The 25,669-nt window shown below is 75.7% G+C and carries 25 protein-coding genes and 1 tRNA gene; 15 read left to right on the top strand and 11 right to left on the bottom strand.

From position 1 onward, the window contains the following. Positions 1 to 116: 116 nt before the first annotated feature. On the bottom strand, positions 117 to 2,684 hold the full coding sequence (locus GJV82_RS02395; RefSeq protein ID WP_024838906.1) for an ATP-dependent Clp protease ATP-binding subunit: 2,568 nt from the start codon (positions 2,682 to 2,684) through the stop codon (positions 117 to 119). 281 nt (positions 2,685 to 2,965) lie between these two features. On the opposite strand from GJV82_RS02395, the gene GJV82_RS02400 reads away from it, so the two are divergent. The 3 genes from GJV82_RS02400 to GJV82_RS02410 all read left to right on the top strand — a co-directional run bounded on the left by GJV82_RS02400 (position 2,966) and on the right by GJV82_RS02410 (position 5,070). After that, entirely contained in the window at positions 2,966 to 3,610 is a 645-nt protein-coding gene (locus GJV82_RS02400) for a hypothetical protein (RefSeq protein ID WP_024838907.1), read from the top strand. 160 nt (positions 3,611 to 3,770) lie between these two features. Beyond that, a complete protein-coding gene (locus GJV82_RS02405; RefSeq protein WP_155098102.1) occupies positions 3,771 to 4,709 on the top strand; it encodes a universal stress protein in 939 nt (312 codons plus the stop codon). Between the two features lie 28 nt (positions 4,710 to 4,737). After that, entirely contained in the window at positions 4,738 to 5,070 is a 333-nt protein-coding gene (locus tag GJV82_RS02410) for a cupin domain-containing protein (RefSeq protein WP_024838909.1), read from the top strand. A gap of 68 nt (positions 5,071 to 5,138) precedes the next feature. Here GJV82_RS02410 and GJV82_RS02415 read toward each other — a convergent pair whose 3' ends face one another. Continuing rightward, positions 5,139 to 5,630, bottom strand: a complete 492-nt coding sequence (locus GJV82_RS02415) for a hypothetical protein (RefSeq protein WP_155098103.1) — start codon at positions 5,628 to 5,630, stop codon at positions 5,139 to 5,141. A 99-nt stretch (positions 5,631 to 5,729) separates the two neighbouring features. Between GJV82_RS02415 and GJV82_RS02420 the strand changes: the two genes are divergently transcribed. The 4 genes from GJV82_RS02420 to GJV82_RS02435 all read left to right on the top strand — a co-directional run bounded on the left by GJV82_RS02420 (position 5,730) and on the right by GJV82_RS02435 (position 10,979). Then, on the top strand, positions 5,730 to 6,782 hold the full coding sequence (locus GJV82_RS02420; RefSeq protein ID WP_318657193.1) for a LacI family DNA-binding transcriptional regulator: 1,053 nt from the start codon (positions 5,730 to 5,732) through the stop codon (positions 6,780 to 6,782). Positions 6,783 to 6,915: 133 nt separating this feature from the next. After that, positions 6,916 to 9,273: a heavy metal translocating P-type ATPase gene (locus GJV82_RS02425; RefSeq protein ID WP_187308625.1), complete on the top strand. Its 2,358-nt coding sequence runs from the start codon at positions 6,916 to 6,918 to the stop codon at positions 9,271 to 9,273. 107 nt (positions 9,274 to 9,380) lie between these two features. Further along, a complete protein-coding gene (locus tag GJV82_RS02430) occupies positions 9,381 to 9,980 on the top strand; it encodes an alpha/beta hydrolase family protein (protein ID WP_318657194.1) in 600 nt (199 codons plus the stop codon). A 222-nt stretch (positions 9,981 to 10,202) separates the two neighbouring features. Then, a complete protein-coding gene (locus GJV82_RS02435; RefSeq protein ID WP_155098104.1) occupies positions 10,203 to 10,979 on the top strand; it encodes a hypothetical protein in 777 nt (258 codons plus the stop codon). Positions 10,980 to 10,983: 4 nt separating this feature from the next. Here the strand turns inward: GJV82_RS02435 and GJV82_RS02440 are convergent, their stop codons facing one another. The 4 genes from GJV82_RS02440 to GJV82_RS02455 all read right to left on the bottom strand — a co-directional run bounded on the left by GJV82_RS02440 (position 10,984) and on the right by GJV82_RS02455 (position 13,867). Continuing rightward, complete coding sequence (locus GJV82_RS02440) at positions 10,984 to 11,190, bottom strand: hypothetical protein (protein WP_155098105.1); 207 nt, start codon at positions 11,188 to 11,190, stop codon at positions 10,984 to 10,986. A gap of 255 nt (positions 11,191 to 11,445) precedes the next feature. Further along, positions 11,446 to 11,518, bottom strand: a tRNA-Thr gene (locus GJV82_RS02445). 112 nt (positions 11,519 to 11,630) lie between these two features. Continuing rightward, positions 11,631 to 13,181: an alpha/beta hydrolase gene (locus tag GJV82_RS02450; RefSeq protein ID WP_318657195.1), complete on the bottom strand. Its 1,551-nt coding sequence runs from the start codon at positions 13,179 to 13,181 to the stop codon at positions 11,631 to 11,633. 89 nt (positions 13,182 to 13,270) lie between these two features. Continuing rightward, positions 13,271 to 13,867, bottom strand: coding sequence for a hypothetical protein (locus GJV82_RS02455; protein WP_115941956.1), 597 nt, complete (start codon positions 13,865 to 13,867; stop codon positions 13,271 to 13,273). Between the two features lie 209 nt (positions 13,868 to 14,076). On the opposite strand from GJV82_RS02455, the gene GJV82_RS02460 reads away from it, so the two are divergent. Continuing rightward, positions 14,077 to 14,451: an SHOCT domain-containing protein gene (locus GJV82_RS02460; RefSeq protein ID WP_024838917.1), complete on the top strand. Its 375-nt coding sequence runs from the start codon at positions 14,077 to 14,079 to the stop codon at positions 14,449 to 14,451. A gap of 70 nt (positions 14,452 to 14,521) precedes the next feature. Further along, positions 14,522 to 15,511, top strand: a complete 990-nt coding sequence (locus tag GJV82_RS02465) for a TIGR03557 family F420-dependent LLM class oxidoreductase (protein WP_115941955.1) — start codon at positions 14,522 to 14,524, stop codon at positions 15,509 to 15,511. Between the two features lie 4 nt (positions 15,512 to 15,515). Here the strand turns inward: GJV82_RS02465 and GJV82_RS02470 are convergent, their stop codons facing one another. After that, positions 15,516 to 16,412 carry an NAD-dependent epimerase/dehydratase family protein gene (locus GJV82_RS02470; protein ID WP_155098106.1) on the bottom strand — a complete coding sequence of 299 codons (897 nt, stop codon included), beginning with the start codon at positions 16,410 to 16,412 and terminating at the stop codon, positions 15,516 to 15,518. Positions 16,413 to 16,505: 93 nt separating this feature from the next. On the opposite strand from GJV82_RS02470, the gene GJV82_RS02475 reads away from it, so the two are divergent. After that, the gene (locus tag GJV82_RS02475) at positions 16,506 to 16,922 is read left to right on the top strand and encodes a winged helix-turn-helix transcriptional regulator (RefSeq protein WP_404812915.1); all 417 of its coding nucleotides are present in this window, start codon (positions 16,506 to 16,508) and stop codon (positions 16,920 to 16,922) included. 88 nt (positions 16,923 to 17,010) lie between these two features. Then, complete coding sequence (locus GJV82_RS02480) at positions 17,011 to 17,184, top strand: hypothetical protein (protein ID WP_155098107.1); 174 nt, start codon at positions 17,011 to 17,013, stop codon at positions 17,182 to 17,184. A gap of 30 nt (positions 17,185 to 17,214) precedes the next feature. Here GJV82_RS02480 and GJV82_RS02485 read toward each other — a convergent pair whose 3' ends face one another. Both GJV82_RS02485 and tmk read right to left on the bottom strand, forming a co-directional pair. Continuing rightward, positions 17,215 to 18,351 (bottom strand): DNA polymerase III subunit delta', encoded by a 1,137-nt coding sequence (locus tag GJV82_RS02485; protein ID WP_115941952.1) that lies wholly within the window; start codon positions 18,349 to 18,351, stop codon positions 17,215 to 17,217. Continuing rightward, positions 18,348 to 19,121, bottom strand: coding sequence for a dTMP kinase (gene tmk, locus GJV82_RS02490; RefSeq protein ID WP_081772161.1), 774 nt, complete (start codon positions 19,119 to 19,121; stop codon positions 18,348 to 18,350). Before tmk ends, GJV82_RS02485 begins: the two co-directional genes overlap by 4 nt. Positions 19,122 to 19,211: 90 nt before the next feature. On the opposite strand from tmk, the gene GJV82_RS02495 reads away from it, so the two are divergent. Next, the gene (locus tag GJV82_RS02495; protein WP_155098108.1) at positions 19,212 to 19,916 is read left to right on the top strand and encodes an HAD-IA family hydrolase; all 705 of its coding nucleotides are present in this window, start codon (positions 19,212 to 19,214) and stop codon (positions 19,914 to 19,916) included. Positions 19,917 to 20,003: 87 nt separating this feature from the next. On the opposite strand, the gene GJV82_RS02500 is transcribed toward GJV82_RS02495, so the two are convergent. Then, positions 20,004 to 20,507, bottom strand: coding sequence for a MarR family winged helix-turn-helix transcriptional regulator (locus GJV82_RS02500; protein WP_225873018.1), 504 nt, complete (start codon positions 20,505 to 20,507; stop codon positions 20,004 to 20,006). Positions 20,508 to 20,609: 102 nt separating this feature from the next. Here GJV82_RS02500 and GJV82_RS02505 point away from each other — a divergent pair, with 102 nt between their 5' ends. Then, complete coding sequence (locus GJV82_RS02505) at positions 20,610 to 20,819, top strand: hypothetical protein (protein WP_155098110.1); 210 nt, start codon at positions 20,610 to 20,612, stop codon at positions 20,817 to 20,819. Positions 20,820 to 20,897: 78 nt separating this feature from the next. On the opposite strand, the gene GJV82_RS02510 is transcribed toward GJV82_RS02505, so the two are convergent. Further along, complete coding sequence (locus GJV82_RS02510; RefSeq protein ID WP_155098111.1) at positions 20,898 to 21,977, bottom strand: Gfo/Idh/MocA family protein; 1,080 nt, start codon at positions 21,975 to 21,977, stop codon at positions 20,898 to 20,900. A gap of 103 nt (positions 21,978 to 22,080) precedes the next feature. Between GJV82_RS02510 and GJV82_RS02515 the strand changes: the two genes are divergently transcribed. Together GJV82_RS02515 and GJV82_RS02520 are read left to right on the top strand one after the other, a co-directional pair. Further along, positions 22,081 to 23,031, top strand: coding sequence for an ABC transporter ATP-binding protein (locus GJV82_RS02515; RefSeq protein ID WP_155098112.1), 951 nt, complete (start codon positions 22,081 to 22,083; stop codon positions 23,029 to 23,031). Beyond that, entirely contained in the window at positions 23,028 to 25,664 is a 2,637-nt protein-coding gene (locus tag GJV82_RS02520; RefSeq protein WP_155098113.1) for an ABC transporter permease, read from the top strand. The genes GJV82_RS02515 and GJV82_RS02520 overlap by 4 nt, the downstream gene beginning before the upstream one ends. The last annotated feature ends 5 nt before the right edge of the window (positions 25,665 to 25,669 follow it).

Here is a 25,669-nt window from a genome sequence, read left to right on the forward strand (position 1 = left end):
TCGGATCCCGTGCTCGTGGGCACCGGGAACGACGACGGGCCCCGACCCTCCCTCAGGAGGATCGGGGCCCGTGTGTCAGGCGGTGCCGGTGGACCGGCTGCCGGTCCACCGGCGCGTCACTCGGCGCCGGCCTGCAGCTCGCCCGTGGGGGGCAGGTCGCGGACCGAGACGCCGGTCGGGGCGTCGAGCGCGGCGGCCGCACCCACGCTCACCGGGCCGCGGTCGTGCTCGCCCTTGGGGACGCCCCGGAAGGTGAACTCCCCGAGCAGGCCCTCGCCCTCGGCGTCGACCAGCACGATCTCGCCGGCCTTGAGCTCGCCGAACAGGATCTTCTCGGAGAGCACGTCCTCGATGTCGCGCTGGATCGCGCGGCGCAGCGGACGAGCACCGAGGACCGGGTCGTAGCCCTTCTCGGCGAGGAGCTGCTTCGCCGGCTGGGTGAGCTCGATGCCCATGTCCTTGTCCCGCAGGCGGGCGTCGAGACGGGCGATCATGAGGTCGACGATCTGGATGATCTCGTCCTGCGAGAGCTGCGGGAAGACCACCACGTCGTCGACGCGGTTGAGGAACTCGGGGCGGAAGTGCTGCTTGAGCTCCTCGTTGACCTTCGCCTTCATGCGCTCGTAGGACGTGACCAGGTCGCCGCCGGCGTTGAAGCCGGTCTGGACGCCCTTGGCGATGTCCCGCGTGCCGAGGTTGGTCGTCATGATGATGACGGTGTTCTTGAAGTCCACGACGCGGCCCTGCGAGTCGGTCAGACGACCGTCCTCGAGGATCTGCAGGAGCGAGTTGAAAATGTCCGCGTGGGCCTTCTCCACCTCGTCGAACAGGACGACCGAGAACGGCTTGCGCCGCACCTTCTCGGTGAGCTGGCCACCCTCGTCGTACCCGACGTAGCCGGGGGGCGAGCCGAACAGCCGCGAGACGGTGTGCTTCTCGGAGAACTCCGACATGTCGAGCTGGATGAGCGCGTCCTCGTCCCCGAAGAGGAACTCGGCGAGCGCCTTGGCCAGCTCGGTCTTCCCGACGCCGGTCGGGCCGGCGAAGATGAACGACCCACCCGGGCGCTTCGGGTCCTTGAGGCCCGCACGCGTCCGGCGGATGGCCTGCGACAGCGCCTTGATCGCGGCCTCCTGGCCGACGACGCGCTTGTGCAGCTCGTCCTCCATGTTGAGCAGGCGGCTGGACTCCTCCTCGGTGAGCTTGAAGACCGGGATGCCCGTGGCCATGGCCAGGACCTCGGCGATCAGCTCCTCGTCCACCTCGGCGACGGTGTCCAGGTCACCGGACTTCCACGCCTTCTCCTTGTCGGCGCGCTTCGCGGTGAGCTGCTTCTCCTTGTCGCGCAGGCCGGCGGCCTTCTCGAAGTCCTGCGCGTCGATCGCGGACTCCTTCTCGCGGCGAGCCTCGGCGATCTCCTCGTCGAGCTCCTTGAGCTCCGGCGGGGCCGTCATGCGGCGGATGCGCAGGCGCGCGCCCGCCTCGTCGATGAGGTCGATCGCCTTGTCCGGGAGGAACCGGTCGTTGATGTACCGGTCCGCGAGCGTGGCCGCCGAGACCAGCGCGGAGTCCGTGATGGACACGCGGTGGTGCGCCTCGTAGCGGTCGCGCAGGCCCTTGAGGATCTCGATCGCGTGCGGGAGGGACGGCTCGGCGACCTGGATCGGCTGGAAGCGGCGCTCCAGGGCCGGGTCCTTCTCGACGTGCTTGCGGTACTCGTCGAGCGTCGTCGCGCCGATCGTCTGCAGCTCGCCGCGCGCGAGCATCGGCTTGAGGATGCTCGCGGCGTCGATCGCGCCCTCGGCGGCACCCGCCCCGACGAGCGTGTGGATCTCGTCGATGAACAGGATGATGTCGCCGCGCGTGCGGATCTCCTTGAGCACCTTCTTCAGGCGCTCCTCGAAGTCACCGCGGTAGCGCGAGCCGGCCACGAGCGCGCCGAGGTCGAGCGTGTAGAGCTGCTTGTCCTTGAGCGTCTCGGGGACGTCGCCGCGCACGATGTCCTGCGCGAGGCCCTCGACGACGGCGGTCTTGCCGACGCCGGGCTCGCCGATGAGGACGGGGTTGTTCTTGGTGCGGCGGCTCAGCACCTGCATGACGCGCTCGATCTCGAGGCTGCGCCCGATCACCGGGTCGAGCTTGCCCTCGCGCGCGGCCTGGGTGAGGTTGCGCCCGAACTGGTCGAGCACGGCCGACCCCGACGGCTGGCCCTCGGTGGGACCGCCCGCGGCGACGGGCTCCTTGCCCTGGTAGCCGGACAGGAGCTGGATGACCTGCTGACGCACCTTGTTGAGGTCGGCGCCCATCTTCGTCAGGACCTGAGCGGCGACGCCCTCGCCCTCGCGGATGAGGCCGAGCAGGATGTGCTCGGTGCCGATGTAGTTGTGACCGAGCTGCAGCGCCTCGCGCAGCGACAGCTCGAGCACCTTCTTGGCGCGCGGCGTGAACGGGATGTGCCCGCTCGGGGCCTGCTGGCCCTCGCCGATGATCTCGGTCACCTGGGTGCGGACGCCGTCGAGGGAGATCCCGAGGGACTCCAGCGCCTTGGCCGCGACACCCTCGCCCTCGTGGATGAGGCCGAGGAGGATGTGCTCGGTGCCGATGTAGTTGTGGTTGAGCATCCGCGCCTCTTCCTGGGCGAGGACGACGACCCGACGGGCTCGGTCTGTGAATCTCTCGAACATGTGCTGCTCCTCGTGAGCGGCGTACACCTGCCCGCCGGACGACGGGTACAAGCCTGACCGCATTGACTCTATGCGGTTCGAACGAGCCGTACCCCCTCCGTATGCCGTTGTTCGCCAGGGGCGTGAAAGAGGGGTCGGGCCGTGACCTGGCGACGCCCGCCGCGACGCCGTCCGCGCAGATCACCCGCCCCGACACGCGCCGGGGGCGTTGACCCGGGACCGCACCGCGGGCAGGCTCGGGAGTGCGCGCCGCACGGACGGCCAGAAGGGTGGCGAGAGCGATGCACCAGCCGGACCAGCAGCCGGAGGAACCGGCACCGGGAGCCGACGAGCGCGAGACGCGCACGGGGAGCACGCCCGTCACGTGGGAGCAGGTCGTCGCCCGCTTCGAGGGCGTCGTCGCCGAGGTCGACGACCCCCTCACGTGGGGCCTCGACCTCGACGAGGAGACCCTCACGGGCGCGGCCCACGGCGCGCACGACCCGGCGGAGGAGCGGTTCCTGCGCTCCTACGTGTCGTTCACGGGCGAGACGCTCGACGTCGAGACCCTGCGCGTCCTCGCGGCGCACGACGAGCAGGCCGAGGACATCGTCCGCACGGCGCTCAGCGGGGCGCTCGCCGCGCCCCTGCACGCCGACGACCCCGCCGACGACGACTTCCTCGACTCCTACCAGGAGTACCGCGCCGCGATGCGCGCCATCGTCGAGGAGGTCGACGTCGCGCACGTCGCCCGCACGACGTTCGCCGTCGACGGCGAGCCCTGCGCGTGCCTGCACGTCGCGGTGCGCGAGCACGCCGCCGTGTACGTGCCGCTCGAGGACCGCGCGCTCGTCGTCTCCGGGCCCTCGGACCTGCTCGCGCGCGTCGACGTCGTGACGCGCCCGCTGCGCAACATCCTCCAGGACGAGGCCGAGCCCCGGTTCTGACGAGCCGGTCGGGTCCGCCGCCCGCGCGCGCCCGACGCCGTCCCGGGCCGATCGTGCCGCCGCGGTCTACTGTCGAGTCAGCACCGGCGCGGACGACGGCGCCGGCACGGGTGGTTCACCGGCGGCGCGCGCCGTCGGCCGACCGGGCGGAGGTGACGCGATGCGCGGGGTGATCGTCGGGGTCGACGGGTCCGAGGAGTCCGGCGGCGCGCTGGACTGGGCCCTGCGCGAGGCGGCGGACCGCCACGCACCGCTCACGGGGGTGCTCGCGTGGGAGTCGCGGCAGGGGGCCGAGGCGGACGTCGCCGAGGAGAAGCGGGCCCTCGTCCAGGACTGGCTGGAGGCCGCGCGCACGCGCACCGGCCTGGGCCCCGACGCCGTCACCACGGCCGCCGTCGCGGAGCGCGGCAGCCCCGCCGCCGTGCTGCTCGCCGCCGCCCAGCCGGGCACCGCCCGGGCGACGGACGACGAGGTACGCCCCGCACGCGACGACACCGACGACGCCGAGCTCCTCGTCGTGGGCCGCTGCGGCCGGGGACGCCTCGGACGCATGGTCCTCGGCTCGGTCCCGACCGCCGTCGTGCAGCACGCGACCGTCCCCGTGACCGTCGTGCGCGGCACGCCCGACGTGCGCCACGACCACGCGCGGCCGGTCGTCGTCGGGGTCGACGGGTCCTCGACGTCCGTCCACGCGCTGCGCCACGGCGCGGACGTCGCGCGCCGCACCGGCGCGACGCTCGAGGCCCTGTTCTGCTGGCAGATCGTCTCGCTCGCGCCCCTGCCCGACTCGTGGGGCTGGACGCCGCCGCTCGACGACTACGAGCGGTTCGCCGCGCAGAAGCTCGACGCCGCGCTCGACGCCGCGGGCGTCGACCTGCCCGACGACCGCGTGGTCCGCAGCGTGCGGCACGTCCAGGCCGCGAAGGGGATCATCGAGGCGTCGTCGCACGCCGAGCGGATCGTCGTGGGCAACCGCGGCGTCGGCGGGTTCGACCGGCTCCTGCTGGGGTCGGTGAGCCGCCACGCGATCGAGTACGCGCACTGCCCCGTCACCGTCGTGCGCCCCCCGGACGCGACGCACCCCTCGGGCGCGGCATGATGGGACTCCCCGACAGGTCGGAGCCCCGATGACGAACGTCGACCTTCTCACCGACGCGCACCTCACGAACGCCCGGAGCGCGCCGAACGGGCGCAGCGCCGAGGTCGTGCTGCACGACGGCCCGCTGCGCCAGACGATCCTCGCGCTCCGCGCGGGCGTCGAGCTCGGGGAGCACAACTCGCCGCCCGCGGCGTCGATCCAGGTGCTGCGCGGGCGGGTCCGCGTGACGGCGCTCGGCGAGGGCGACGTCGAGCTCGGCGCGGGCGAGCTGCGCGTGCTCACGCACGAGCGGCACGCCGTGAGCGCGCTCGACGACGCCGCGTTCCTGCTCACGACCGTGACGAGCGTCCCGGGCTCCTGACGCGCCGCCGGTCGGCGGCGGACCGCCCGCTCGACGGGACTCGGCGCCGGGCCGCCCGCGCGACGGGATCAGCGGCGGACGGCCCACGCGGCGAGAGCGAGAGCGACGGCGTCCTCGGCGACGGCGCCCGGCCAGTCGGGCCGCCGGCCCACCGCGAGCCTCCGCCACGCCGCGCCGCCCCACGTACCCACCGCGGCGCCGGCGGCCCCGGCCGCAGCGGCTGCCACGACGCCGAGGCCTCGCGTGCGTCGCCCGGCCACCAGGACGCCGCCCACGGCGCCGGACGCGAGGCGGACGTAGGCGCCGGGCGGGTCGAGGCGGCTCGGCGTCGTGGGCAGCTTGTCGCCCACGAGCTCGCCCGCGACCGCCGCGCCGGCCACGGCCCGGACGAGGCGCCGCCGCCACGCCGGTCCCGCCCCGGGTCGGTCGCCCGCGTGACGTGCGAGCACCGGCGCCGCGACGCCGAGGCTGCTGCGCGACCCCGCGGCCGCGCCGATCGCGAGCGCCCGGGCGAGGGCCGCCGTCGTGCCGTGCGCAGGGGTGGTGTCGCCGGGCGTCATGGGTCCTCCTGCGGGGACGGTCGGGGCGGTCGTGCGTCGAACGTAACCTCTCCGCGCGCTGCCCACCCGGTGCGGGGGCCGCACCGCTACCCTGGGGCCGTGCCCGGACCCACCCTGAGCGAGGTCGCGCGAGACGCCGGCGTCTCCCTCGCGACCGCCTCGCGCGCGATCAACGGGAGCGCGAACCGCACGGTGCGCCCCGACCTGCGGGAGCGGGTGCTCGCCTCGGCGCGCCGCCTCGGCTACTCGCCCGACCCGAGCGCGCAGGCCATGGCGCGCGGTCGCACGACGAGCGTGGGCCTCGTGGTGCACGACATCGCCGACCCGTACTTCTCGTCGCTCGCGGCGGGCGTCGCGGACGCGGCCGACCGCGACGGCCTCATCGTCACGCTCACGAGCACGCGCCACTCGCCGGAGCGCGAGCGCGCGTTCGTCGAGCTCATGGACCGCCAGCGCGCGCGGGCGGTCGTGCTCGGCGGCGGCCGGCTCGCGGACGACGCCGACGGCGCGCTGCGCCGCGCGCTCGAGAGCTACCGCTCCTCGGGCGGTGGCGTCTCGCTCGTCGGTCAGCCGCTCGGAGACCTGCCGGCGGTGCAGATCGCCAACGCGGAGGGCGCGGCAGACCTGGCGCGCGCACTGCACGGCCTGGGGTACCGGTCGTTCGGCGTGTTCGCCGGCCCGGCGGGACACCGCACCGCGGTCGACCGCGCCCGCGGCTTCACCGAGGCGCTCGCCGCGCTCGGCTCCCCCGTCGAGCCGGAGGCGATCGTGGAGTGCGCGTTCACGCGCGACGGCGGCCATCGCGGCATGGGCGAGCTCCTCGCCCGCGTGGGCCCGGGTGCGGGCGGTGCCCACGACGACGCCCCGCGCGCGGTCTTCGCGGTGAACGACGTCATGGCCGTGGGCGCGATGGCGGCGGCCCGCGACGCGGGTCTGCGCGTCCCGGAGGACGTCGCGGTGGCGGGGTTCGACGACATCGTGACGCTGCGCGACGTCACGCCCGCGCTGACGACCGTGCGCATCCCGCTCACCGAGGTGGGCGAGCGGGCCCTCGCGCTGGCGCTGGCCCCGTACGAGGAGGACGCGCCGCCGCAGCGGGTCGAGGTCCGGGGCACCGTCGTGCTCCGGGAGTCGACGCCCGCGCCGGGCTGACGCCGTCGGCCTGGAAATCGCTTCCCCCGGGCGGGACGCCTCCCGCCTCTTGACGCCTCGGGAATACTGCGGCACCTTGGGACGTAGATACCCCCAGGGGGTATCAGGACGCTCCGAAGACCAGGAGGACGACGTGGAGCACGACCACCGCACGGCCGGCACCGCGCGCGACGCCACGACGGCGAGCGGCGCGCACACCGAGGGCACCCCCGCACCGGGCACGCGCACCCACGCACCGCACGCACCCGGCGGGCACGCGCACCACGCGGACGGTCACGGGACGCCCGGTCACGACACGGCGCACGCCCCGTCCCACGACCACGACGGGACCGGCCACGGGGCTCACGGCCACGGGACGACGAGCCACGGGTCCCATGACCACACCGCCGCGGGCCACGACGCGCACGGCGCGGGCCACGACGCTCACGGCGCGCGGCACGGCGGGCACGGCGGGGGCCACGGCGACCACGTCGGTCAGTACCGGCGCCTCTTCTGGGCCATGCTCGCGCTCGCGGTACCGACCGTCGCGCTGAGCCCGATGTTCGCGATGCTCCTCGGGTACGACCTCCCCGACGCGGCCTGGCTGCCCTGGGTGTCACCCGTGCTCGGCTCGGTGATCTTCCTGCGGGGCGGGCGCCCGTTCCTCACGGGCGCGGTCGACGAGCTCCGCGGCCGCACGCCCGGCATGATGACGCTCATCTCGCTCGCGATCACGGTCGCGTTCGCGTCGTCGCTCGGCGCGAGCCTCGGCGTGCTCGCGCCCGAGCTGGACGTGTGGTGGGAGCTCGCGCTCCTCGTCGTCATCATGCTGCTGGGCCACTGGCTCGAGATGCGCTCGCTCGCGCAGACGGCGTCGGCGCTCGACTCGCTCGCGGCGCTCCTGCCGGACGAGGCGGAGCGGGTCGCCGACGACGGCACGGTGACGACCGTCGCGCCGACGGACCTGCGCGTGGGCGACCTCGTGGTCGTCCGGCCGGGCGGCCGCGTACCCGCGGACGGCGAGGTCGCGTCGGGCGCCGCGGACGTCGACGAGTCGATGATCACGGGCGAGTCGCGCCCGGTGCGGCGCACGGTGGGCGACCCGGTCGTCGCCGGGACCGTCGCGACGGACGACGCGCTGCGCGTGCGCGTCACGGCCGTGGGCGACGACACCGCGCTCGCGGGCATCCAGCGGCTCGTCGCGGACGCGCAGGCGTCCTCGACGAGGACGCAGCGCCTCGCGGACCGCGCCGCGGGCTGGTTGTTCTGGTACGCGCTCGGTGCGGCGGCCCTGACCATCGGTGCGTGGCTCGTCCTCGGCTCGCCCGAGCAGGCGCTGATCCGCGCCATCACCGTGCTCGTCATCGCGTGCCCGCACGCGCTGGGCCTCGCGATCCCGCTCGTCGTCTCGCTCTCGACGGAGCGGGCCGCGCGCGCCGGCGTGCTCGTCAAGGACCGCCTCGCGCTCGAGCGCATGCGCACGGTGGACACCGTCCTGTTCGACAAGACGGGGACGCTCACGGCGGGCGAGCCCGTCGTCGTGCACGCCGCCACGACCGGCAGCACGACGGAGGACGACCTCCTCGCGCTCGCCGCCGCTGCCGAGGCCGACAGCCAGCACCCGCTCGCGCGGGCGATCGTCGCGCGCGCCGCCGCGACGCGTCTCGACGTGCCGCGGGCGACGGACTTCCGGTCGCTCACCGCGGTCGGGGTCGAGGCGACGGTCCGCACGCCGGACGGCCCGCGCCGCGTCGCCGTGGGCGGTCCCGCGCTGCTGGGCGAGCGCGGGCTCGACCCGCTGCCCGACGCCGACGCGTGGGCGGGCGACGGCGCGACCGTCCTGCACGTCGTCGTCTCCCCCGTTGCGGGTCCGGACGACGGCGGTCCGGACGACGACGGTCAGCGCGGCGAGGTCGTGGGCGCACTCGCGCTCGCGGACGCCGTCCGGCCGGAGTCCCGCGAGGCCGTGGACGCGCTGCACCGGCGCGGCATCCGGGTCGTCATGATCACGGGCGACGCCGAGCCCGTCGCCCGGTCGGTCGCGCGCGAGCTCGGCATCGACCAGGTCTTCGCGGGCGTGCGCCCGGAGGACAAGGACGCGAAGGTGGCCGAGCTCCAGCGCGGCGGGCGCGTCGTCGCGATGGTCGGCGACGGCGTCAACGACGCCCCGGCGCTCGCGCAGGCCGACGTCGGCATCGCGATCGGCGCGGGCACGGACGTCGCGATCGCGTCGGCCGGGGTGATCCTCGCGAGCTCCGACCCACGCGCGGTGCTCTCGATCATCGCGCTGTCGCACGCGTCCTACCGCAAGATGCAGCAGAACCTCTGGTGGGCGGCGGGCTACAACATCGCCGCCGTCCCGCTCGCCGCGGGCGTGCTCGCCCCGGTCGGGTTCGTCATGCCGATGGCGGCGGGCGCGATCCTCATGTCCGTCTCGACGGTCGTCGTCGCGCTCAACGCGCAGCTCCTGCGCCGCCTCGACCTCGACCCGGGCCGGCTCGCCGCCCGCTGACCGGGGTCCCCCGCCGAACACGGGGTTGCTGTCGTTATCCGGCGGATAACGACAGCAACCCCGTGCTCGACCGTGAGAAGGGCCGTGCTCGCTGCGAGACTGGTCCCGTGACCACGCCGACCCCCGACGACCGGCCCGTCGCCGGCGTCCTGCTCACGCCCGGGGCGGGCGCGAGCCGCGACCACCGCGCGCTCGTCGCGATCGACGACGCGCTCGCCGCGCTCGACCCGCCCGTGCCCGTGCGCCGTGTCGACTTCCCCTACCGGATCGCCGGCAAGCGGATGCCCGACCGGCCGCCGGTCGCGGTCGCGCACGTGCGCGCCGAGGCGGAGGCGTTCGCCGCCGAGCTCGGCACCACGACCGACCGCCTCGTGCTCGGCGGGCGGTCGTACGGCGGGCGCATGTGCTCGATGGCCGTCGCCGAGGGCCTGCCCGCGGCCGGGCTCGCCCTCGTCAGCTACCCCCTGCACCCGCCGGGCAAGCCCGAGCGGCTGCGGACCGAGCACCTCCCCGACCTCCGCGTGCCGGTCCTGTTCGTGTCGGGCCGCACCGACCCGTTCGCGACGCCGGACGAGCTCGCCGAGCACACCGCCGTGATCCCCGGGCCGGTCACGCGCGTGGAGCTGCCCGGCGCGCACGACCTCAAGGGCCAGGACGCCGCGGTCTGCGAGGCCCTCGTCGCGTGGCTCGCGACGATCGGCACCTGACCAGCCGTCGCCACCGGCCGCCGGAGCCGCCAGACCGCACGGGCCCGACCGCCGGAGCCGCCAGACCGCACGGGCCCGACCGCCGGAGCCGCCAGACCGCCCGGGCCCGACCGCCGGAGCCGCCCGGCCCGCGCGACGACGCCCCGACGACAGGGCTTTCCTGCGGCACGGCCGCACTGCGTACGATGTGCCGCGGACCACGCTCGTGCCGATCCGGAGGTGATGATGCGCGCCGCTGGCCGTCTGCTCGCCCTCGCGACCCTCGGGGTCGTCACGGCCGCGGTGACGGCGGCCCCGGCGGCGGCCGAGGACCGTGACGGCGGGGGCGGCCTCACCGTCACGGTCGACGCCGTCTCGTTCGACCCGAGCCGGCTGCGCCACCCCACCGGGTGGCTCGAGTACGTCGTCACGAGGCCCGACGGGTCGCACCCCCGCAACATGGGCGACGGCTACTCGCGCGAGGACGCGGCCGACGGCGTCCTGGAGCTCGACGTGCCCCGCCGGGGCCCGTACCAGGACGGGTACTGCATCAGCTGGGTGCTCGTGACGGGCATCGACCGGCAGTTCGCCGGGTGGAACGGCGACGCCGCGGTCTGCACGACGGCGGCCGCCTCGCCCGCTCCCGCACCCACGACGCCGCCCACGACGCCATCCCCCGCGCCGTCGACCGAGGCCCCCACGCCGGCCCCGCCGCCCGCCGACGCGCCCGTCCCGGCGACCGAGGAGCCGCGGGAGCCCGTGGCCGCGCCCGAGCCGGAGACCACCGAGGAGCCGACGCCGGACCCGACGCCCGAGGCGCCCGTCGAGCCGACCCCGACCGCGGAGCCCTCGACCCCGGAGCCGGAGCCCTCGCGCACGCCGCTCGTGTCGGTGGCGGAGCGCATGCCCCCGCCCCCGCCCGCCGCGGAGTCCTTCCCGGTCTTCGCCGTGGTCGGCGTCGGCGGCCTCGTCGCCGCCGCGGCCGGCGGCGCGATCCTCCTCCTGCGCCGCGTCGGCTGAGCCGTCAGGCGCGCGGCGCGGGCGACGCCCCGTTCCGTGCCGCCCGCCGCTCCCAGCGCGCGCGCTCGTCCACGTCGCCCGCCGTGTAGTCGGCGTCGTCGGGGTCGTGGGCGGCGATCACGGGGCGCCCGGGGGCCGTCGCCCGGTCGTGGCGCCGGGGCGTCCCGGTCGCGCGCGCCGTCGTCCTGGGGGTCGGCAGGGTGTCGACCATCACGTGTCCTCGTCTCGTCCGGCGATCCTCGCCCCGAGACAACCCTGCCCGGGCAGACGCCCGGTGACCGGGCGCTGTCCTGCGGGCGAACTCTCCGGGACGACGCCCGACCGCGCCGGACGCTGCCGCCGAGCGCTGCCGCCGAGCGAGGCCGGACGACGGTCGGACCGGCCGCACCCGGCCCACCCAGCCGGACGACACCCGGGAACGACGAAGCCCTGGCCCGCGTTTCCGCTGGCCAGGGCTTCGTGTCGGAGCCGCCTGTGGGAATCGAACCCACGACCTATTCATTACGAGTGAATCGCTCTGCCGACTGAGCTAAGGCGGCGTGCTGCACCCCGGTCCGCTCCGCGAACCGCTGGCAACGAGCGCCTACTGTACCCAACGACCGGGCCAGATTCCAAAGCGGCCTCGTGGGCCGCCCGCGGGCGCTCTCCGCGTCAGCAGCGCAGCCCGTCCTCGGGCACCGTGCCGTCCACGAGGTAGGCGTCGACGGCGTCGCCCACGCACGCGTTGGAGCGCCCGTACGCGGTGTGGCCCTCGCCCTCCCACGTGAGGAGGACGGCCGAGTCGAGCGTGTCCGCAAGACCCTCCGCCCACACGTACGGGGTGGCCGGGTCGTTGGTCGTGCCGATGACGACGATCGGCGCGGCACCCTCGGCGTGCAGGTCGAACTCCGGCTCGGCGGCGGGGAACGGCCATCCCTCGCACGTGAGCCCGCCGAACGCGAAGAACGTGCCCATCGTCGGGGCGGCCTCCTCGAGGCGCTCGAGCTGGGCCTGCATCGCGGCGGGGTCGTCGTCCTGACGGCCGTCGAGGCAGTTGACCGCGCGGAACGCCTCGGTCGAGTTCGAGGAGTACGTCCCGTCGGGGTTGCGGTCGTTGTAGAAGTCGGCGAGGTAGAGCAGCAGGTCGCCCGTGCCCTCGTCGAAGGCCTCGGTGAGCGCCTGCGTCAGCACGGGCCAGCTCTGGTCGTTGTACAGGGTCACCGCGACGCCGTAGAAGGCGAGCGTCTGCGTCACGCGGCGCCCGGAGTCGGTGCGCAGCGGGTTCGACTTCGCGGCGTCGAGCAGCGCCCGGACCTGGCGCATGCCCTGGTCGGCGTCGCCGCGCAGCGGGCACCCCTCGCCCGCCTGGCAGTCCTCGACGTACGCGCGCAGCGCGTTCTCGAAGCCGACGGCCTGCTGCTCGGAGATCGTGTCCGGGTCGAGCGACGTGTCGATCGCGCCGTCGAGCACGAGGCGTCCCACCTTGTCCGGGAAGAGCCCTGCGTACGTGGCGCCGAGCTGGGTGCCGTACGAGTAGCCCAGGTAGGCGAGCTTCTCGTCGCCGAGCACGGCCCGCAGCATGTCCATGTCTCGTGCGGCGCTCTGGGTGTCCACCTGGCCGAGGAGGTCGCCCGTGTTCTCGGCGCACGCCTCGGCCCAGGCGCGGCGGTCCTCCGCGAGCGCCTCGAGCCCCGCCTCGTCGGTGTCGAAGTCGCGCGAGAGCGACTCGTCCTTGGCCGCGTCGTCGAGGCACACGACGGGCGAGGACTCGCCGACGCCGCGCGGGTCGAACCCGACGAGGTCGTAGGCCTCGGTGACGCGGTCGCCGACCATCGGGGCGAGGCTCGTGACGAACTCGATGCCGGACGCCCCGGGTCCGCCGGGGTTGGTGAGCAGCGAGCCGATGCGCTCCCCGCTCGCGGGCCGGCGCTTGACCGCGAGCTCGATCTCGCCCGCGGACGGGTCCTGCCAGGAGAGCGGGGCACGCGCCGTCGCGCACTCCCAGCCCGCGCCGCAGTCCTCCCACGCAAGGCTCTGCCCGTAGAAGTCCTCGAAGCCCTCCGGGCCGGTCTCGCCCGTGCCCGACGCGGAGGTCGCGACGCCCTCGACGGGGGTCTGCTGCTTGGGCGGCACCGAGCACGACGCCGCCACGAGGGCCAGCACGAGGGTCACGGCGCAGGCCAGGGCACGTCGAGCGGGGCGCGAGGCGGGGGACGTCGTCACCCGGACACGGTAGCCGCTCCCCCGGTGCGCGCAGGACGGTCGGCCGGTCGCGGAGCCGTCCTTTCACGCGCTCTTCACGGCGCGGGTCGCTACTCCTCGACCCAGGCCCACTCGCCGGCGGCGCCGTCCGCGGCGGGCGGTACGACGACGGTCCCGCGGTCCCCGAGCACGACGCTCACCTCGGCGCCCGGGTCGACGTCGTCCGGCACCCCGACGACGGACGTCGCGGGCACGTAGTCCATGGTGCACGGCGTGGTCGGGTCGATCTCGACGAACGTCACCACGACCTCGTCCCCCCGGACCGCGGCCTCGTCCTCGGCGAGCACCGGGCAGCTGCTCGACCCGTAGGAGACGACGAGCAGGAGCCCGGGCTCGGCGCTCCAGGCCGCGCCGGTCCCGCCCTCGGCGGGCGCGTCCACGCCGGGCGGCAGACCCGTGCCGTGCGCCCCGGCCACGACGTCCATCGTCGCGGCGTCCGGCAGGCCCTCCTCCTCGCCGGTCGCGTCGTCCGACGGCTCGTCGGACGGCTCGTCGCTCGGCTCGGGCGACTCCTGCGTGGTGGCGGTGCCGTCACCGCCGCCGTCGGTCTCGGACGCGCACGCGCCGAGCAGCGCGACGGCGAGGGCGAGGCCGAGCGCGGACGCGGCACGGGCGGGGCGGGGCGCGGGGCGACGGGCGGGGGTCATCGGGACTCCTCGGTCGGCGGCGGGTGCGACCATCGTGCTCCCCGGCCGGGCGTTCTGCGCGGCGAACCGCTGGCGCGTCGCCGGGTGGGCCGCGCCCGGTTCACCCCGCCTCGCCGGGCACGAACCGCCCCGCCTCGCTAGGTTCGCCGTGACGGCGCGCGGCAGCAGGCCGTGCGCGCTACGGGGATACGTCGAGAAAGGGCGCGACCGTGGACTTCTGGGACTTCTTCTGGCTGCTCGTGTGGAGCTTCTTCTTCATCGCCTACCTCATCGTGCTCTTCCAGATCATCGCGGACCTGTTCCGCGACCATGAGCTGTCCGGGTGGTGGAAGGCCGTGTGGATCATCTTCCTCATCTTCCTGCCCGTACTGACCTCGCTCGTCTACCTCATCGCCCGCGGTCGCGGCATGGCCGAGCGGCAGGCCGCGGCGGTGGCCCAGGCCAAGCACGAGACCGACTCGTACATCCGCCAGGTGGCGCACACGTCACCGGCCGAGCAGATCTCGCACGCGAAGTCCCTCCTGGACTCGGGAGCCATCACCCCGGAGGAGTTCGCCCAGCTCAAGGCGAAGGCGCTCGCCTGACGCGACGTCACGCCCGACGGGCCGGGTGCACCCGCGTGCGGGCGCACCCGGCCCGTTCCACGATCGAGGCATGACCCGCTTCGGCTACACCCTCATGACCGAGCAGTCCGGCCCGCGCGCGCTCGTGGAGCACGCGGTCGACGCGGAGCGCGTCGGCTTCGACTTCGAGGTGATGAGCGACCACTACTTCCCGTGGCTCGACGCCCAGGGCCACTCCCCGTACGCGTGGAGCGTGCTCGGCGCCGTCGCCCAGGCGACCGAGCGCGTCGGGCTCATGACGTACGTGACGTGCCCGCTCATGCGCTACCACCCGGCCGTCGTCGCGCAGAAGGCCGCGACGGTCGCGCTCCTGTCCGACGACCGCTTCACCCTCGGGCTCGGCGCGGGCGAGAACCTCAACGAGCACGTCGCGGGCGAGCGCTGGCCCGCGGTCGGCGAGCGGCACGACATGCTGGAGGAGGCGGTGGAGATCATCCGGTCGCTGCTCGACGGCGAGCGCCTCACCTTCGAGGGGGTCCACTACCGGGTCGACTCCGCGAGGCTGTGGGACCTGCCCGACGAGACGGTGGAGATCGGCGTCGCCGTGTCGGGGCCGCAGTCGATCGAGCGGTTCGCGCCGCTGGCCGACCACCTCGTGACCACGGAGCCCGACGCGGACGTGGTGCAGCGGTGGTCCGCGGTCCGGGGCCGTGCCGACCTCGCCGCGTCGCGCGTCGTGGGGCAGATGCCGATCTGCTGGGACCCGGACGAGGAGGTCGCCGTCGCACGGGCGCACGAGCAGTTCCGCTGGTTCGGGGGCGGCTGGCGCGTCAACGCGGACCTGCCCACGACGGAGGCGTTCGACGCGGCGACGGCGTTCGTGCGCCCGGAGGACGTGGCGGAGGCGATCCCGTGCGGCCCCGACCTCGACGCGGTCGTCGAGGCGGCGTCCGCCTGGTGGGAGGCCGGGTTCACCGACCTGGCGCTCGTCCAGGTGGGCGAGGTCGGGCAGCGCGAGTTCCTCGCGGACGCCGCGGGGCCGCTGCTGGAGAAGCTCCGCGCGGCGGCCCCGACGACGTAGCGCGTCAGGCGCGCGCCGCCTCGGGCGCGTACGAGCCGGACTCGAGCTCGTCGGCGAGCGTGCCGCGGCGCGGGCTCCACCCGAGCTCGACGGAGCGCTGCGCGCGCGGCGCCTGGTCGAGCAGGAGCGCGTCGGCGAGCGCCGCGCCGAGCCGCTCGCGCGTCTGCTCGACGGTCTGCGGCACGACGGCGCCGCCCAGCCCCACGGCCCGGCTCGCCGCCTCGCCGAGCGAGCGGACGGTCGGGTTCTCGGCCGTCGTGCCGAGCAGGTGGCCGCGCGCCCCGCGCTCGAGGGCGAGCGCGTAGAGGTCGGCGAGGTCGTCGACGTGCACGACCGACCACCGCTGCGTGCCGTCGCCCACGAGGGCGAGCCCCGTCCCGTCAGGCCCGTCGACCCGCGGCGCCCCGGCGAGGAGCGTCGGCAGGCCGCGCCCGTGCCCGTAGACGACGCCGGGCGCCACGACGGACGCGACGACGTCCTGCGCGAGCAGGTGCTCCTCGACGGCGACGCGCCACGCGACGATCGCGGGCGGGTCGGCCGGCGCGTCGTCGGTGCCCCCGGCGCCGCTGCCGTGCTTCCACACGCCGCTCGTGTGCACGAACGGTCGTGTCGTGCCGCCGTAGGCCCGCGCGACGGCCGCCACGACGGCGCGGTCGAGGGCCTCGTTCGTCCCGTCGTCGGGCGCCGCGGTGTGGATCGCCCCGTCCGTCGCGGCGAGCGCGGCGGCGAGCGCGTCGACGTCGTACGCGTCCGCGCGCAGGGGCGTCGCCCCGGCGTCCGCCACGGCCGCGGCGGACGCCTCGGACCGCACGAGCGCGGTGACCTCGTGCCCGCGGTCGCGCAGCTCCCGCAGCACGGCCGACCCGATGAACCCGGTCCCCCCGGTGAGCAGCACCTGCATGTCGTTCCTCCCGTGTCGTTCGGCGGCCGGCTCTCGGCCGAGCGGCACGGTATCCGACAGGTACTGGTGACTTCACCGTGCCATACTTCCCGGATGGATACCATGGCGCGCTCCCGGGGCCGACGTGCCGGCGACGACGTCTCGCCTGGTGGACCGGACGTCTTCTCGGCCGACTGCCCGAGCCGCCTCGTCGTCGAGCGGATCGGCGACAAGTGGACGCTGCTCGTCTTCATGGCGCTGCGCCGGCGCGTGCTGCGGTTCGGCGAGCTGCGCGACCTCGTGGGTGCCGTGACGCCGAAGGTCCTCACGCAGACGCTGCGCTCGCTCGAGCGCGACGGGCTCGTCACCCGCACCGTCTACGCCGAGGTCCCCCCGCGCGTCGAGTACGCGCTCACCGACCTCGGTCGGTCCCTCCTCGGCCCGATCGACGCGATCCGCGCGTGGTCCGAGGAGAACGGCGAGCGCATCGCCGCGTCGAGGGCGGCCGCCGCCGCCCGGGTCGGCGCGTGAGCGCACGCCGCCGCACCCACGCCGCCAGCCGCCTCCCGGCGCTCCCCTGTTCCTGCTCGCTCTCGCGGTCGGCGCGGCGTCGTCCACCGTGCCCGGACGCCTCGGCGACCGCCTCGACGCGGTCGCGACGGTCCTCGTCGCGCTCGCGGTCATGGCCGTCCAGGCGCTCGTCGACCGTCGGCAGCGCCGACGTCGCGGACAGGACCGTGGCGGTCGCGCACCGCGCGGGAGCGCGCGGGTCGACCCCGCGCGCCGCCGCTGAGGGCGGGCGCCTGCGACGCTCGTCGGGGCGTCAGCCCTGAGGCCGCAGCGCGACGACCATCGCCTCGACCGCGAGCAGCGGAGCCACGTTGCCCTCCAGCCGCTCGCGCGCGACGCCGATCGCGTCCATCCGCCGCACCGTCTGCTCCGGCGTGGAGTCCTCGGCGAGCGAGCGCACGGTCTCGGCGAGCTCGGAGTTGACGAGCTCGACGTCCGCGCCGAGCTGGACCACGAGCACGTCGCGGTAGAGCGAGAGCAGGTCCACCATCGCGCGGTCGAGCACGTCGCGCTGGTGCCGCGTCGCGCGCCGCTTCTGGTCCGCCTCGAGGTCGCGCAGCTGGGAGCGCAGGCGCGGCGGCAGCGTCTCGCCGTCGGCGACGCCGAGCGTGCGCAGCAGCTCGGCCTTCTCCGCCGCGTCGCGCTCCTCCGTCGCCGCCTTCGCCTCCGCCTGCGCGAGGTCCACGAGCTCGCCCGCCGCGAGCACGGCGTCGCCCACGCCCCGCACGCGACGCGCGAGCGAGAGCACGGACGTCCGCCGCTCGCGCGCGCCCGCGTCGCGCGCGAGCCGCCGCGCGAGCCCGATGTGGCTCTGCGCCGCGCGCGCCGCCACGAGCGCGACGTGCTCGTCGACGCCGTCGCGCTGCACGAGCAGCCCGGCCACGGCCTCGACGGGCGGCACGCGCAGCACGACGCCCCGGCACCGCGACCGGATGGTCACGAGCACGTCCTGCGGGCTCGGCGCGCACAGGATCCACACCGTGTGCGGGGCAGGCTCCTCGATCGCCTTGAGCAGCACGTTCGTCGTGCGCTCCGCCATGCGGTCGGCGTCCTCGACGACGATGACGCGACGCCGGCCCTGCGAGGGGCTGCGGCTCGCGACCGTCACGAGGTCGCGCACCTCGTCGATCCTGATCGTCACGAGCTCCGTCGCGACGAGGGTCACGTCCGGGTGCGTCCCGGCGAGGGTCGTGCGGCACGCGGCGCACCGCCCGCAGCCGCCCTGCTCGCACTGCAGCGCGGCCGCGAACGCGCGCGCCGCGTTGGAGCGGCCCGAGCCGGGCGGCCCGGTGAGCAGCCACGCGTGCGTCATCGCGGCCGGGTCGGTCGCCGCGGCGCGCAACGTCGCGACGGCGTCCTCCTGACCGACGACGTCGTCCCAGACGCTCATGCGCTCGCCGCCCCGCTCTCGCCCGCGGGCCCCGTGGCGGCACCGGGCGCCACGCCCCGGCCCGGCTCGTAGCCGATCGCGCTGTCGGAGTCGTCGAAGCCGTCGTCGGGCGCGGCGGCGACCGTGTCCTCGGCCTCCTCGACGACGGGCGTGAGCTCGAGGCGCGCGGCGACGTCCACCCGGATCTGCGCCTGGAGGTCGTCGACGGACGCGGAGGCGTCGAGCACGACCCAGCGGTCCGGGTCCGCCGCGGCGCGCGCGAGGAACGCCTCGCGCGTGCGGCGGTGGAACTCCGAGCCCGCGCGCTCGAGCCGGTCGTGCTGGCGGCGGATCCGCGCGGCGGCCTCGGCCGGGTCGAGGTCGAGCAGGATCGTGACGTCCGGCATGAGGTCCTGGACGGCCCAGCGCGAGATGAGCTCGACCTCGTCCGCGCCGAGCTCGCGCCCCCCGGCCTGGTACGCGACGGACGAGTCGAGGTAGCGGTCCGTCACCACGATCGCGCCCCGCTCGAGCGCGGGGCGCACGAGGCTCGCGACGTGGTGGGCACGGTCCGCCGCGTAGAGCAGCGCCTCGGTGCGCGCGTCCATGTCCTGGCCGTGGAGCACGGCGGCGCGCAGCTCCTTGCCGAGTTCGGTGCCGCCCGGCTCGCGGGTGAGCACGACCTCACGGCCCGTGAGCTCGCCCAGCCACCGCCCGAGCAGGCGCGCCTGCGTCGACTTGCCGACGCCGTCGCCGCCCTCGAAGGAGATGAAGTACCCGGGTGCGCTCACGGCGACCACCCTAGCCGCGACGTCGGACACGCGGCGGGGCTCCGGTGGTCCCCGCCGACCGCGCGCGGCGGCCCGGGATAGCCTCGGCCCATGCCCGACCCCTCGCCCGCTGCCCTGCCGTCCCCCGGCGTCGCGTTCGCCGACCGCACGTTCGACGCCGTGCTGTTCGACATGGACGGCACGCTCATCGACTCGGTCCCGGCCGTCGAGCGGTCGTGGCGGCGCTGGGCCGCGGAGCACGGCCTGCCCGACGCGGACGACTTCCAGGTCCAGCACGGCACCCCCGCGCGCACGCTCATCGCCGCGCTGCTGCCCGAGGACCGCGTCGAGGCCGCGTACGACCGCATCCACGCGCTCGAGCTCGACGACAACGAGGGCGTGACGATCCTGCCCGGCACGCGCGACGCGCTCGCCGCGCTGCCGCCCGAGCGGTCGGCGATCGTCACGTCGTGCACGCGCCCCCTCGCGGCGGCGCGCATGGCCGCGTCGGGCCTGGTCGCGCCGTCGGTGGTCGTCACGGCGGACGACGTCGCGCACGGCAAGCCGGACCCGGACCCGTTCCTGCTCGGCGCCCGGCGACTCGGCGTGGACCCGCGCCGGTGCCTCGTCGTGGAGGACGCCCCGGCGGGCGTCGCGTCGGGTCGGGCGGCGGGGTGCGCCGTGCTCGTCGTGACCGGCACGCACTCGGCGGACGAGCTCGCGGCCGCGTCCCCGGCGCCCGACGCGCTCGCGGCGGGTCTGGCGGCGGTGCGCTTCGTCGTCGGGCCCGACGGCGTCCGCGTCACCGACGCCTGACCCCCTCGCCGAACATGGGGTTGCCTCCCGTCCTCGTCCCCTGACGCGCCGGAACCGCATGTTCGGCGGGCGGCAGACGCATGGTCGTCAGTAGACGCCCGCGCGCAGCGCGGCGGCGACCACCTTCGACGCGGCGGCGTGGACCTCGGCGAGCTCGTCGAGGCCGAGCCCGGTCGCGGCGACGATCGCGGGCGGGATCCGCTCGGCGTCGCGACGCCGGGCCCGCCCCTCGGCGGTGAGCGTCACGCGGACCTGGCGGCCGTCGTCGGGCGAGCGCGACCGGCGCACGTAGCCGAGGGCCTCCAGCCGCTTGAGGAGCGGCGAGAGGGTGCCGGCGTCGAGGTGCAGCCGGCCCGCGAGGTCGCCCACGGTCGACGTCGCCCCCGCCGCGTCGTCCTGCCACAGCGCGAGGAGCACGAGGTACTGGGGATGGGTTATGCCGAGCGGCTCGAGGAGCGGCCGGTAGAGGGCGACCATGCCGCGGGCCCCCGCGGAGAGCGCGAAGCACACCTGCGCCTCGAGCGCGAGCGGGTCGACGGTCGCCGCGCCCGCTCCGGCCGTGCCCGTGCCCTCGACCTCGTCACCCGCCATGCGCGTCATCGTACCGAGCGGAGCGCTATCCTTGGTACACCAATCATTGGTGCACCAAGGACCGTGCGGGCACCCGCACCCACCCAGCAGCGGAGGACCACCGTGGCGCGGAACAAGGACCGGCGCACGCTCGGCATGCGCATCACCGAGGGCTTCCTGCCGATCTTCGGGCCCGCGCAGGTCGGGCGTCAGGACGCCGACGGGCGCGGCGTCTCCGAGGCCGAGCGCGAGCGCGACCGGGAGCTGCGCACGCGGTTCGAGCGCGTGACCGGGCCCGACGGCCGCACCTACGTCGTCGAGCACACGGACTGACCCGGGCGGGGCCGGAGGGCCGCGCGGGACCGGCGGGTCGCGGGGTCGACCGGTCGCCCCGGCCGACCCCGCCGGACCTCACTCGCCCGGGTAGACGACCCCGACCTGGCGGCGCACCTCGTCGAGCGTGCGCATGACCTCGAGCGTCGAGTCCCACGACATGCGGGGGCTCTGCGTCTCGCCCACGGCGACGCGGCGCGCGACCTCGGCCGCCTGGTACTGCTTGCCCTCGCCCGAGAAGCCGTCGTAGTACCACGACGAGCCGTCGTGGCGGACGACCCGGAACGACGTCGGCGCGTAGAACGCCCCCTCGACCTCGATGCGGCCCGCGGTCCCGGAGACCACGGCCGTCGTCGCGGTCCGCGACCACAGCGTCGTCGAGAGCGTGGCCTGCGCGTCGCCGTAACCGAGCACGACGCTCACCTGGCCGTCGACGCCCGTCTCGGTGAGCGAGCCCACCGCCGTGACCGACGCGGGCGCGCCCAGGAGGTCGTGCGCGAACGAGACCGGGTAGACGCCCAGGTCGAGCAGCGCGCCGCCCGCGAGCTCGGGTGCGTAGAGGCGGTGCGCCGGGTCGAACGCGAACCACTGCCCGTGGTCGGCGCTGAGGTTGACGACGTCCCCGATCTCGCCGCGCGCGATCACGCCGCGCAGCGCGGCCACGTGCGGCAGGAACCGCGTCCACATGGCCTCCATCACGAACACGCCGGCCTCGCGCGCGGCGTCGAGCACCTCGACGGCCTCGGCCTCGTTGCGTGTGAACGCCTTCTCCACGAGCACGTGCTTGCCCGCGGCGATCGCGAGCAGCGCGTGCTCGCGGTGGTGCGAGTGCGGCGTCGCGACGTACACGACGTCGACGTGCGGGTCCTCGACGAGCTCGTCGTAGCCGTGGTGCGTCGTCGGCACGCCGTGGGCGGTCGCGAAGCGCTCGGCGCGCACGCGGTCGCGCGAGCCGACGGACGCGACACGGCCCTGGGTGTGCACGCGCACGGCCTCGGCGAACGACGACGCGATGCCGCCCGCGCCGAGGATGCCCCACCGGATCGGGGGCGCGGTGCGCGGGTCGGGGACCGTTCCGGTCACGTCGGCGGACAGGTCGGGAAGGGGGTGGACGGCGGACCCTGCCGGGTGCGCGGCCGCCGGGGCGTCGGTGCTCATGGGGCTCACGCTATCCCGCTGACACCGCTGACGGCCGGGCCGTCCGTCCCGCTCCCCCGTACGGGTGGTGCGCACGGCCGCGCCACGCGCCACGATGGGGACCATGACGTCCCCCGCACCCCGGACCGCCGCCCCGACCGACGGCGCGGGCGCGCCCGAGCCGCGCGCGCGGGCCCGCGACCTCGTCAAGGTCTACGGCTCGGGCACGACGGCGGTGCGCGCGCTCGACGGCGTCGACGTCGACTTCGCGCGCGGACGGCTCACCGCGATCATGGGGCCGTCGGGCTCCGGGAAGTCGACGCTCATGCACTGCCTCGCCGGGCTCGACTCCCCCACCTCGGGGAGCGTCGTCATCGACGGCCAGGAGATCAGCCGCCTCTCGCAGCGCCGCCTCACGGCCCTGCGCCGCACGCGCGTCGGGTTCGTGTTCCAGGCGTACAACCTCGTGCCGACGCTCACCGCCGCGGAGAACATCACTCTGCCGCTCGACATCGCGCGCGCCCCCGTGGACCGCGCGTGGTTCGACGAGGTCGTCGACGCCGTGGGCCTGCGCGACCGACTGCACCACCGCCCGGCGGAGCTCTCCGGGGGCCAGCAGCAGCGCGTCGCGTGCGCGCGGGCGCTCGTGTCGCGGCCGTCGATCGTGTTCGCGGACGAGCCGACGGGCAACCTCGACTCGCGCTCCGCGGGCGAGGTGCTGACGTTCCTGCGCCGGTCCGTCGACGAGCTCGACCAGACGGTCGTCATGGTCACGCACGACCCGCGCGCGGCGTCGTACGCGCACCGCGTCGTGTTCCTCGCCGACGGCCGGCTCGCGGGCGAGCTGCACGACCCGACGCAGCAGGACATCCTCGACGCGCTCGCGCTCGCGGCGGACGACGGACCGCCCGCGGCCGGGACCGTCGCCCCGGACGGTCCGCGTGCGACACCGGACGGACCCGCGGGGACCCTCGACGGCCCGGCCGCGACCCCGGGCGGTCCGAGCGCGCCGGTCGGGCGCCACGCCGCACCGGTCGACCCGGTCGACCCGGTCGACCCGGTCGACCCGGCATGATCCGCGTCGCGCTGCGGGGCGTGCGCGCGCACGTCGTGCGCTTCGTGCTCTCGGTGCTCGCCGTGACGCTCGGCGTCGCGTTCGTCGTGGGCACGTTCGCGTTCCGCGGCATGCTCTCCTCGACGTTCGAGGACATCATCGCGACCACGCTCACCGCCGACGTCTACGTGCGCGGGTCGCAGGAGGTCGCCGGGGACGCGACCGGACCGGGCGGCGGGGGCGGCGGGACGGGCTTCACGGGCGACCGCACGCTCGTCCCGGCGGACCTGACGGCCGACGTCGAGGAGGTGGACGGCGTCGCGCGCGCCGTCGCGGACGTGTCCGGGCCCGTCGTGCTCGTCGCCGCCGACGGGACCGCCGTCGTCACGACGGGACCGCCCAGCACCGCGTTCTCCGTCGACCCGGAGGACCCGAGCCTCACGCTGCTCGACGGCGCGTGGCCGCAGCCGGGCGAGATCGTGCTCGAGCAGAGCGCGGCGGAGACGGCGGACCTCACGACTGGAGACACGACGACGGTCGTGCTGGGCGGCGAACCGACGCCCGTGACGGTGTCCGGGGTCTTCGGGATCGAGGCGGCCGCGGCCGGGGCGGTGCTCGTCGGGATCGACGGCGAGACCGCCCGCGAGGTGTACGCACCGGACCAGATGGTGCCCCAGCTCGCGGTGTGGGCGACGCCGTCGTCCGGGCCCGTCGACGAGGACGCGCTCGCGGAGCGCGTCGGGGCGGTGCTGCCCGCGGGCGCGGAGGCCGTGACCGGCGAGCAGGCGCGGGCCGAGGCGAGCGAGGCCGTCGAGGAGGTGCTCGGGTTCGTCGAGACGTTCCTGCTCGTGTTCGCCGCGATCGCGCTCTTCGTCGGGGCGTTCATCATCGCGAACACGTTCGCCATGTCGGTGCGCGAGCGGCTGCGCGAGCTCGCGCTGCTGCGCGCGCTCGGCGCGTCCCCCGGGCAGGTGTTCGCGTCGGTGCTCGTGCAGGCGCTCGTCGTCGGGCTCGTGGGAGGGGGCCTCGGCGTCCTCGCCGGCGCGGGGCTCGTGCGCGTCATCCGGTGGGGTCTCGCGCTCGCCGGGATGGAGTTCTCGGGCCGCGTGCCGCTCGGCGCGCCGCAGGCCCTGGCGGCCGTCGCGCTCGGCGCGGTCGTCAGCGTGCTCGCGGCCGTCCTGCCCGCGCGGCGCGCCGCCGCGATCCCGCCCGTCCAGGCGATGCGCGACGACGTCGCGCCCGACCGCGGGACAGGCCTGCGGGCCGTGGGCGGGACCGTCCTCGTCGCGGCGGGCGCCGGGACCCTCTGGCTCGCCGCGTACCTCGGCGCGTCCGTGGCCGACGCCCCGACCGGCTGGGCGTGGGTCGACGACCTCAGCCCGCGCGTGCTCCTCGGCGTCGGCGCGGGGCTCGTCCTCGTGGGCGTGCTCGTCGGGTCCCCCGCGGTCGCGCGCGGCGTCCTCGCGGTGCTCGCGTGGCCGCTCGTCGTCGCGCTGCGCCCCCTCGGCCGCCTCGCGCGCGGCAACGTCACGCGCAACCCGCGCCGCACCGCGAGCACCGCGGGCGCCCTCCTCATCGGCATGGCGCTCGTGTCCGTGACGGGCGTCATCGCGGCCTCGACGCAGGCGTCGGTGCGGGGCATCGTCGAGAACGAGGTGCGGGCCGACCTCGTGGTCGACTCCGCGACGCTCGTGGTGCCCGAGGGCGCGGTCGAGGCCGTGACCGCCACGCCGGGCGTCGCGGTCGTCGACACCGTGCGGCTCGGGCTCGCGCCGGTCGCGACGGTGGACGGCGCCGGGGACGCGGGCGAGGCGCGCGGCACCGACGTCGCGGGCGTCCCCGCCGGGTTCTTCGACACCGCGCTCGACCCCGTGGCGCTCGCCGGGGACCCGACGTCGACGCTCGAGGACGGGGACGTGGTCGTGCACCGGCGCACCGCGCGCGAGCGCGGCTGGGAGGTGGGCGACTCCGTGCGGCTCGGCGAGGGCGGCGCCGCCGTCGAGGTGCGCCTGGGCGCGGTGATCGACAGCCAGCTCGTCGGGACGGGGATCCTCGTGCGCGACGACGTGTTCGACGCCGTCGTGCCGGCCGCGCAGGCGAGCGTGCGGATCGTCTACGTGTCCGCTGCGGACGGCGCGACCACCGCCGACGTGGAGGACGTGCGCGCGTCCCTGACGACCGCCGTCGAGCCGTTCCTCGTCGTGACGGTGCTCGACCGCGAGGACACGGCGTCGGCGTTCGCCGACCAGGTGAACCAGGTGCTCGTCATCCTGTACGCGCTGCTCGCGCTGTCGATCGTCATCGCGCTGCTCGGCATCGTCAACACGCTCGCGCTGTCGATCATCGAGCGCACGCGCGAAATCGGCCTGCTGCGCGCCGTCGGGCTCGGGCGGCTCCAGCTCGCCGGGGTCATCGCGATCGAGTCCGTGCTCACCGCGGTCTACGGGACGGTCCTCGGCGTGGCGACGGGCATCGGGATCGGCGCCGCCCTGCCGGGCGTCCTCGCCGACGAGGGGCTGAGCACGCTCGCCGTGCCGTGGGGGCAGGTGCTCGCGATCCTCGGGGTCGCCGTCGTCATCGGCCTCGTCGCGAGCGTCTGGCCGGCGATCCGCGCCGCCCGCCTACCGGTCCTCGAGGCGGTCACCGTCGAGTGACCGCC

The organism is Cellulosimicrobium composti, assembly GCF_009711085.1.
Lineage (GTDB): Bacteria > Actinomycetota > Actinomycetes > Actinomycetales > Cellulomonadaceae > Cellulosimicrobium > Cellulosimicrobium composti.

What these genes read in the sequence shown, in the direction of transcription:
- GJV82_RS02400 (WP_024838907.1), top strand. Translation starts at nt 2,966, where the DNA reads ATGCACCAGCCGGACCAGCAGCCGGAGGAACCGGCACCGGGAGCCGAC.
- GJV82_RS02395 (WP_024838906.1), bottom strand. Translation starts at nt 2,684, where the DNA reads ATGTTCGAGAGATTCACAGACCGAGCCCGTCGGGTCGTCGTCCTCGCC.
- GJV82_RS02405 (WP_155098102.1), top strand. Translation starts at nt 3,771, where the DNA reads ATGCGCGGGGTGATCGTCGGGGTCGACGGGTCCGAGGAGTCCGGCGGC.
- GJV82_RS02440 (WP_155098105.1), bottom strand. Translation starts at nt 11,190, where the DNA reads ATGGTCGACACCCTGCCGACCCCCAGGACGACGGCGCGCGCGACCGGG.
- GJV82_RS02475 (WP_404812915.1), top strand. Translation starts at nt 16,506, where the DNA reads ATGGATACCATGGCGCGCTCCCGGGGCCGACGTGCCGGCGACGACGTC.
- GJV82_RS02515 (WP_155098112.1), top strand. Translation starts at nt 22,081, where the DNA reads ATGACGTCCCCCGCACCCCGGACCGCCGCCCCGACCGACGGCGCGGGC.
- GJV82_RS02455 (WP_115941956.1), bottom strand. Translation starts at nt 13,867, where the DNA reads ATGACCCCCGCCCGTCGCCCCGCGCCCCGCCCCGCCCGTGCCGCGTCC.
- GJV82_RS02410 (WP_024838909.1), top strand. Translation starts at nt 4,738, where the DNA reads ATGACGAACGTCGACCTTCTCACCGACGCGCACCTCACGAACGCCCGG.
- GJV82_RS02465 (WP_115941955.1), top strand. Translation starts at nt 14,522, where the DNA reads ATGACCCGCTTCGGCTACACCCTCATGACCGAGCAGTCCGGCCCGCGC.
- GJV82_RS02510 (WP_155098111.1), bottom strand. Translation starts at nt 21,977, where the DNA reads ATGAGCACCGACGCCCCGGCGGCCGCGCACCCGGCAGGGTCCGCCGTC.
- GJV82_RS02495 (WP_155098108.1), top strand. Translation starts at nt 19,212, where the DNA reads ATGCCCGACCCCTCGCCCGCTGCCCTGCCGTCCCCCGGCGTCGCGTTC.
- GJV82_RS02520 (WP_155098113.1), top strand. Translation starts at nt 23,028, where the DNA reads ATGATCCGCGTCGCGCTGCGGGGCGTGCGCGCGCACGTCGTGCGCTTC.
- GJV82_RS02500 (WP_225873018.1), bottom strand. Translation starts at nt 20,507, where the DNA reads ATGGCGGGTGACGAGGTCGAGGGCACGGGCACGGCCGGAGCGGGCGCG.
- GJV82_RS02415 (WP_155098103.1), bottom strand. Translation starts at nt 5,630, where the DNA reads ATGACGCCCGGCGACACCACCCCTGCGCACGGCACGACGGCGGCCCTC.
- GJV82_RS02435 (WP_155098104.1), top strand. Translation starts at nt 10,203, where the DNA reads ATGATGCGCGCCGCTGGCCGTCTGCTCGCCCTCGCGACCCTCGGGGTC.
- GJV82_RS02470 (WP_155098106.1), bottom strand. Translation starts at nt 16,412, where the DNA reads ATGCAGGTGCTGCTCACCGGGGGGACCGGGTTCATCGGGTCGGCCGTG.
- GJV82_RS02485 (WP_115941952.1), bottom strand. Translation starts at nt 18,351, where the DNA reads ATGAGCGTCTGGGACGACGTCGTCGGTCAGGAGGACGCCGTCGCGACG.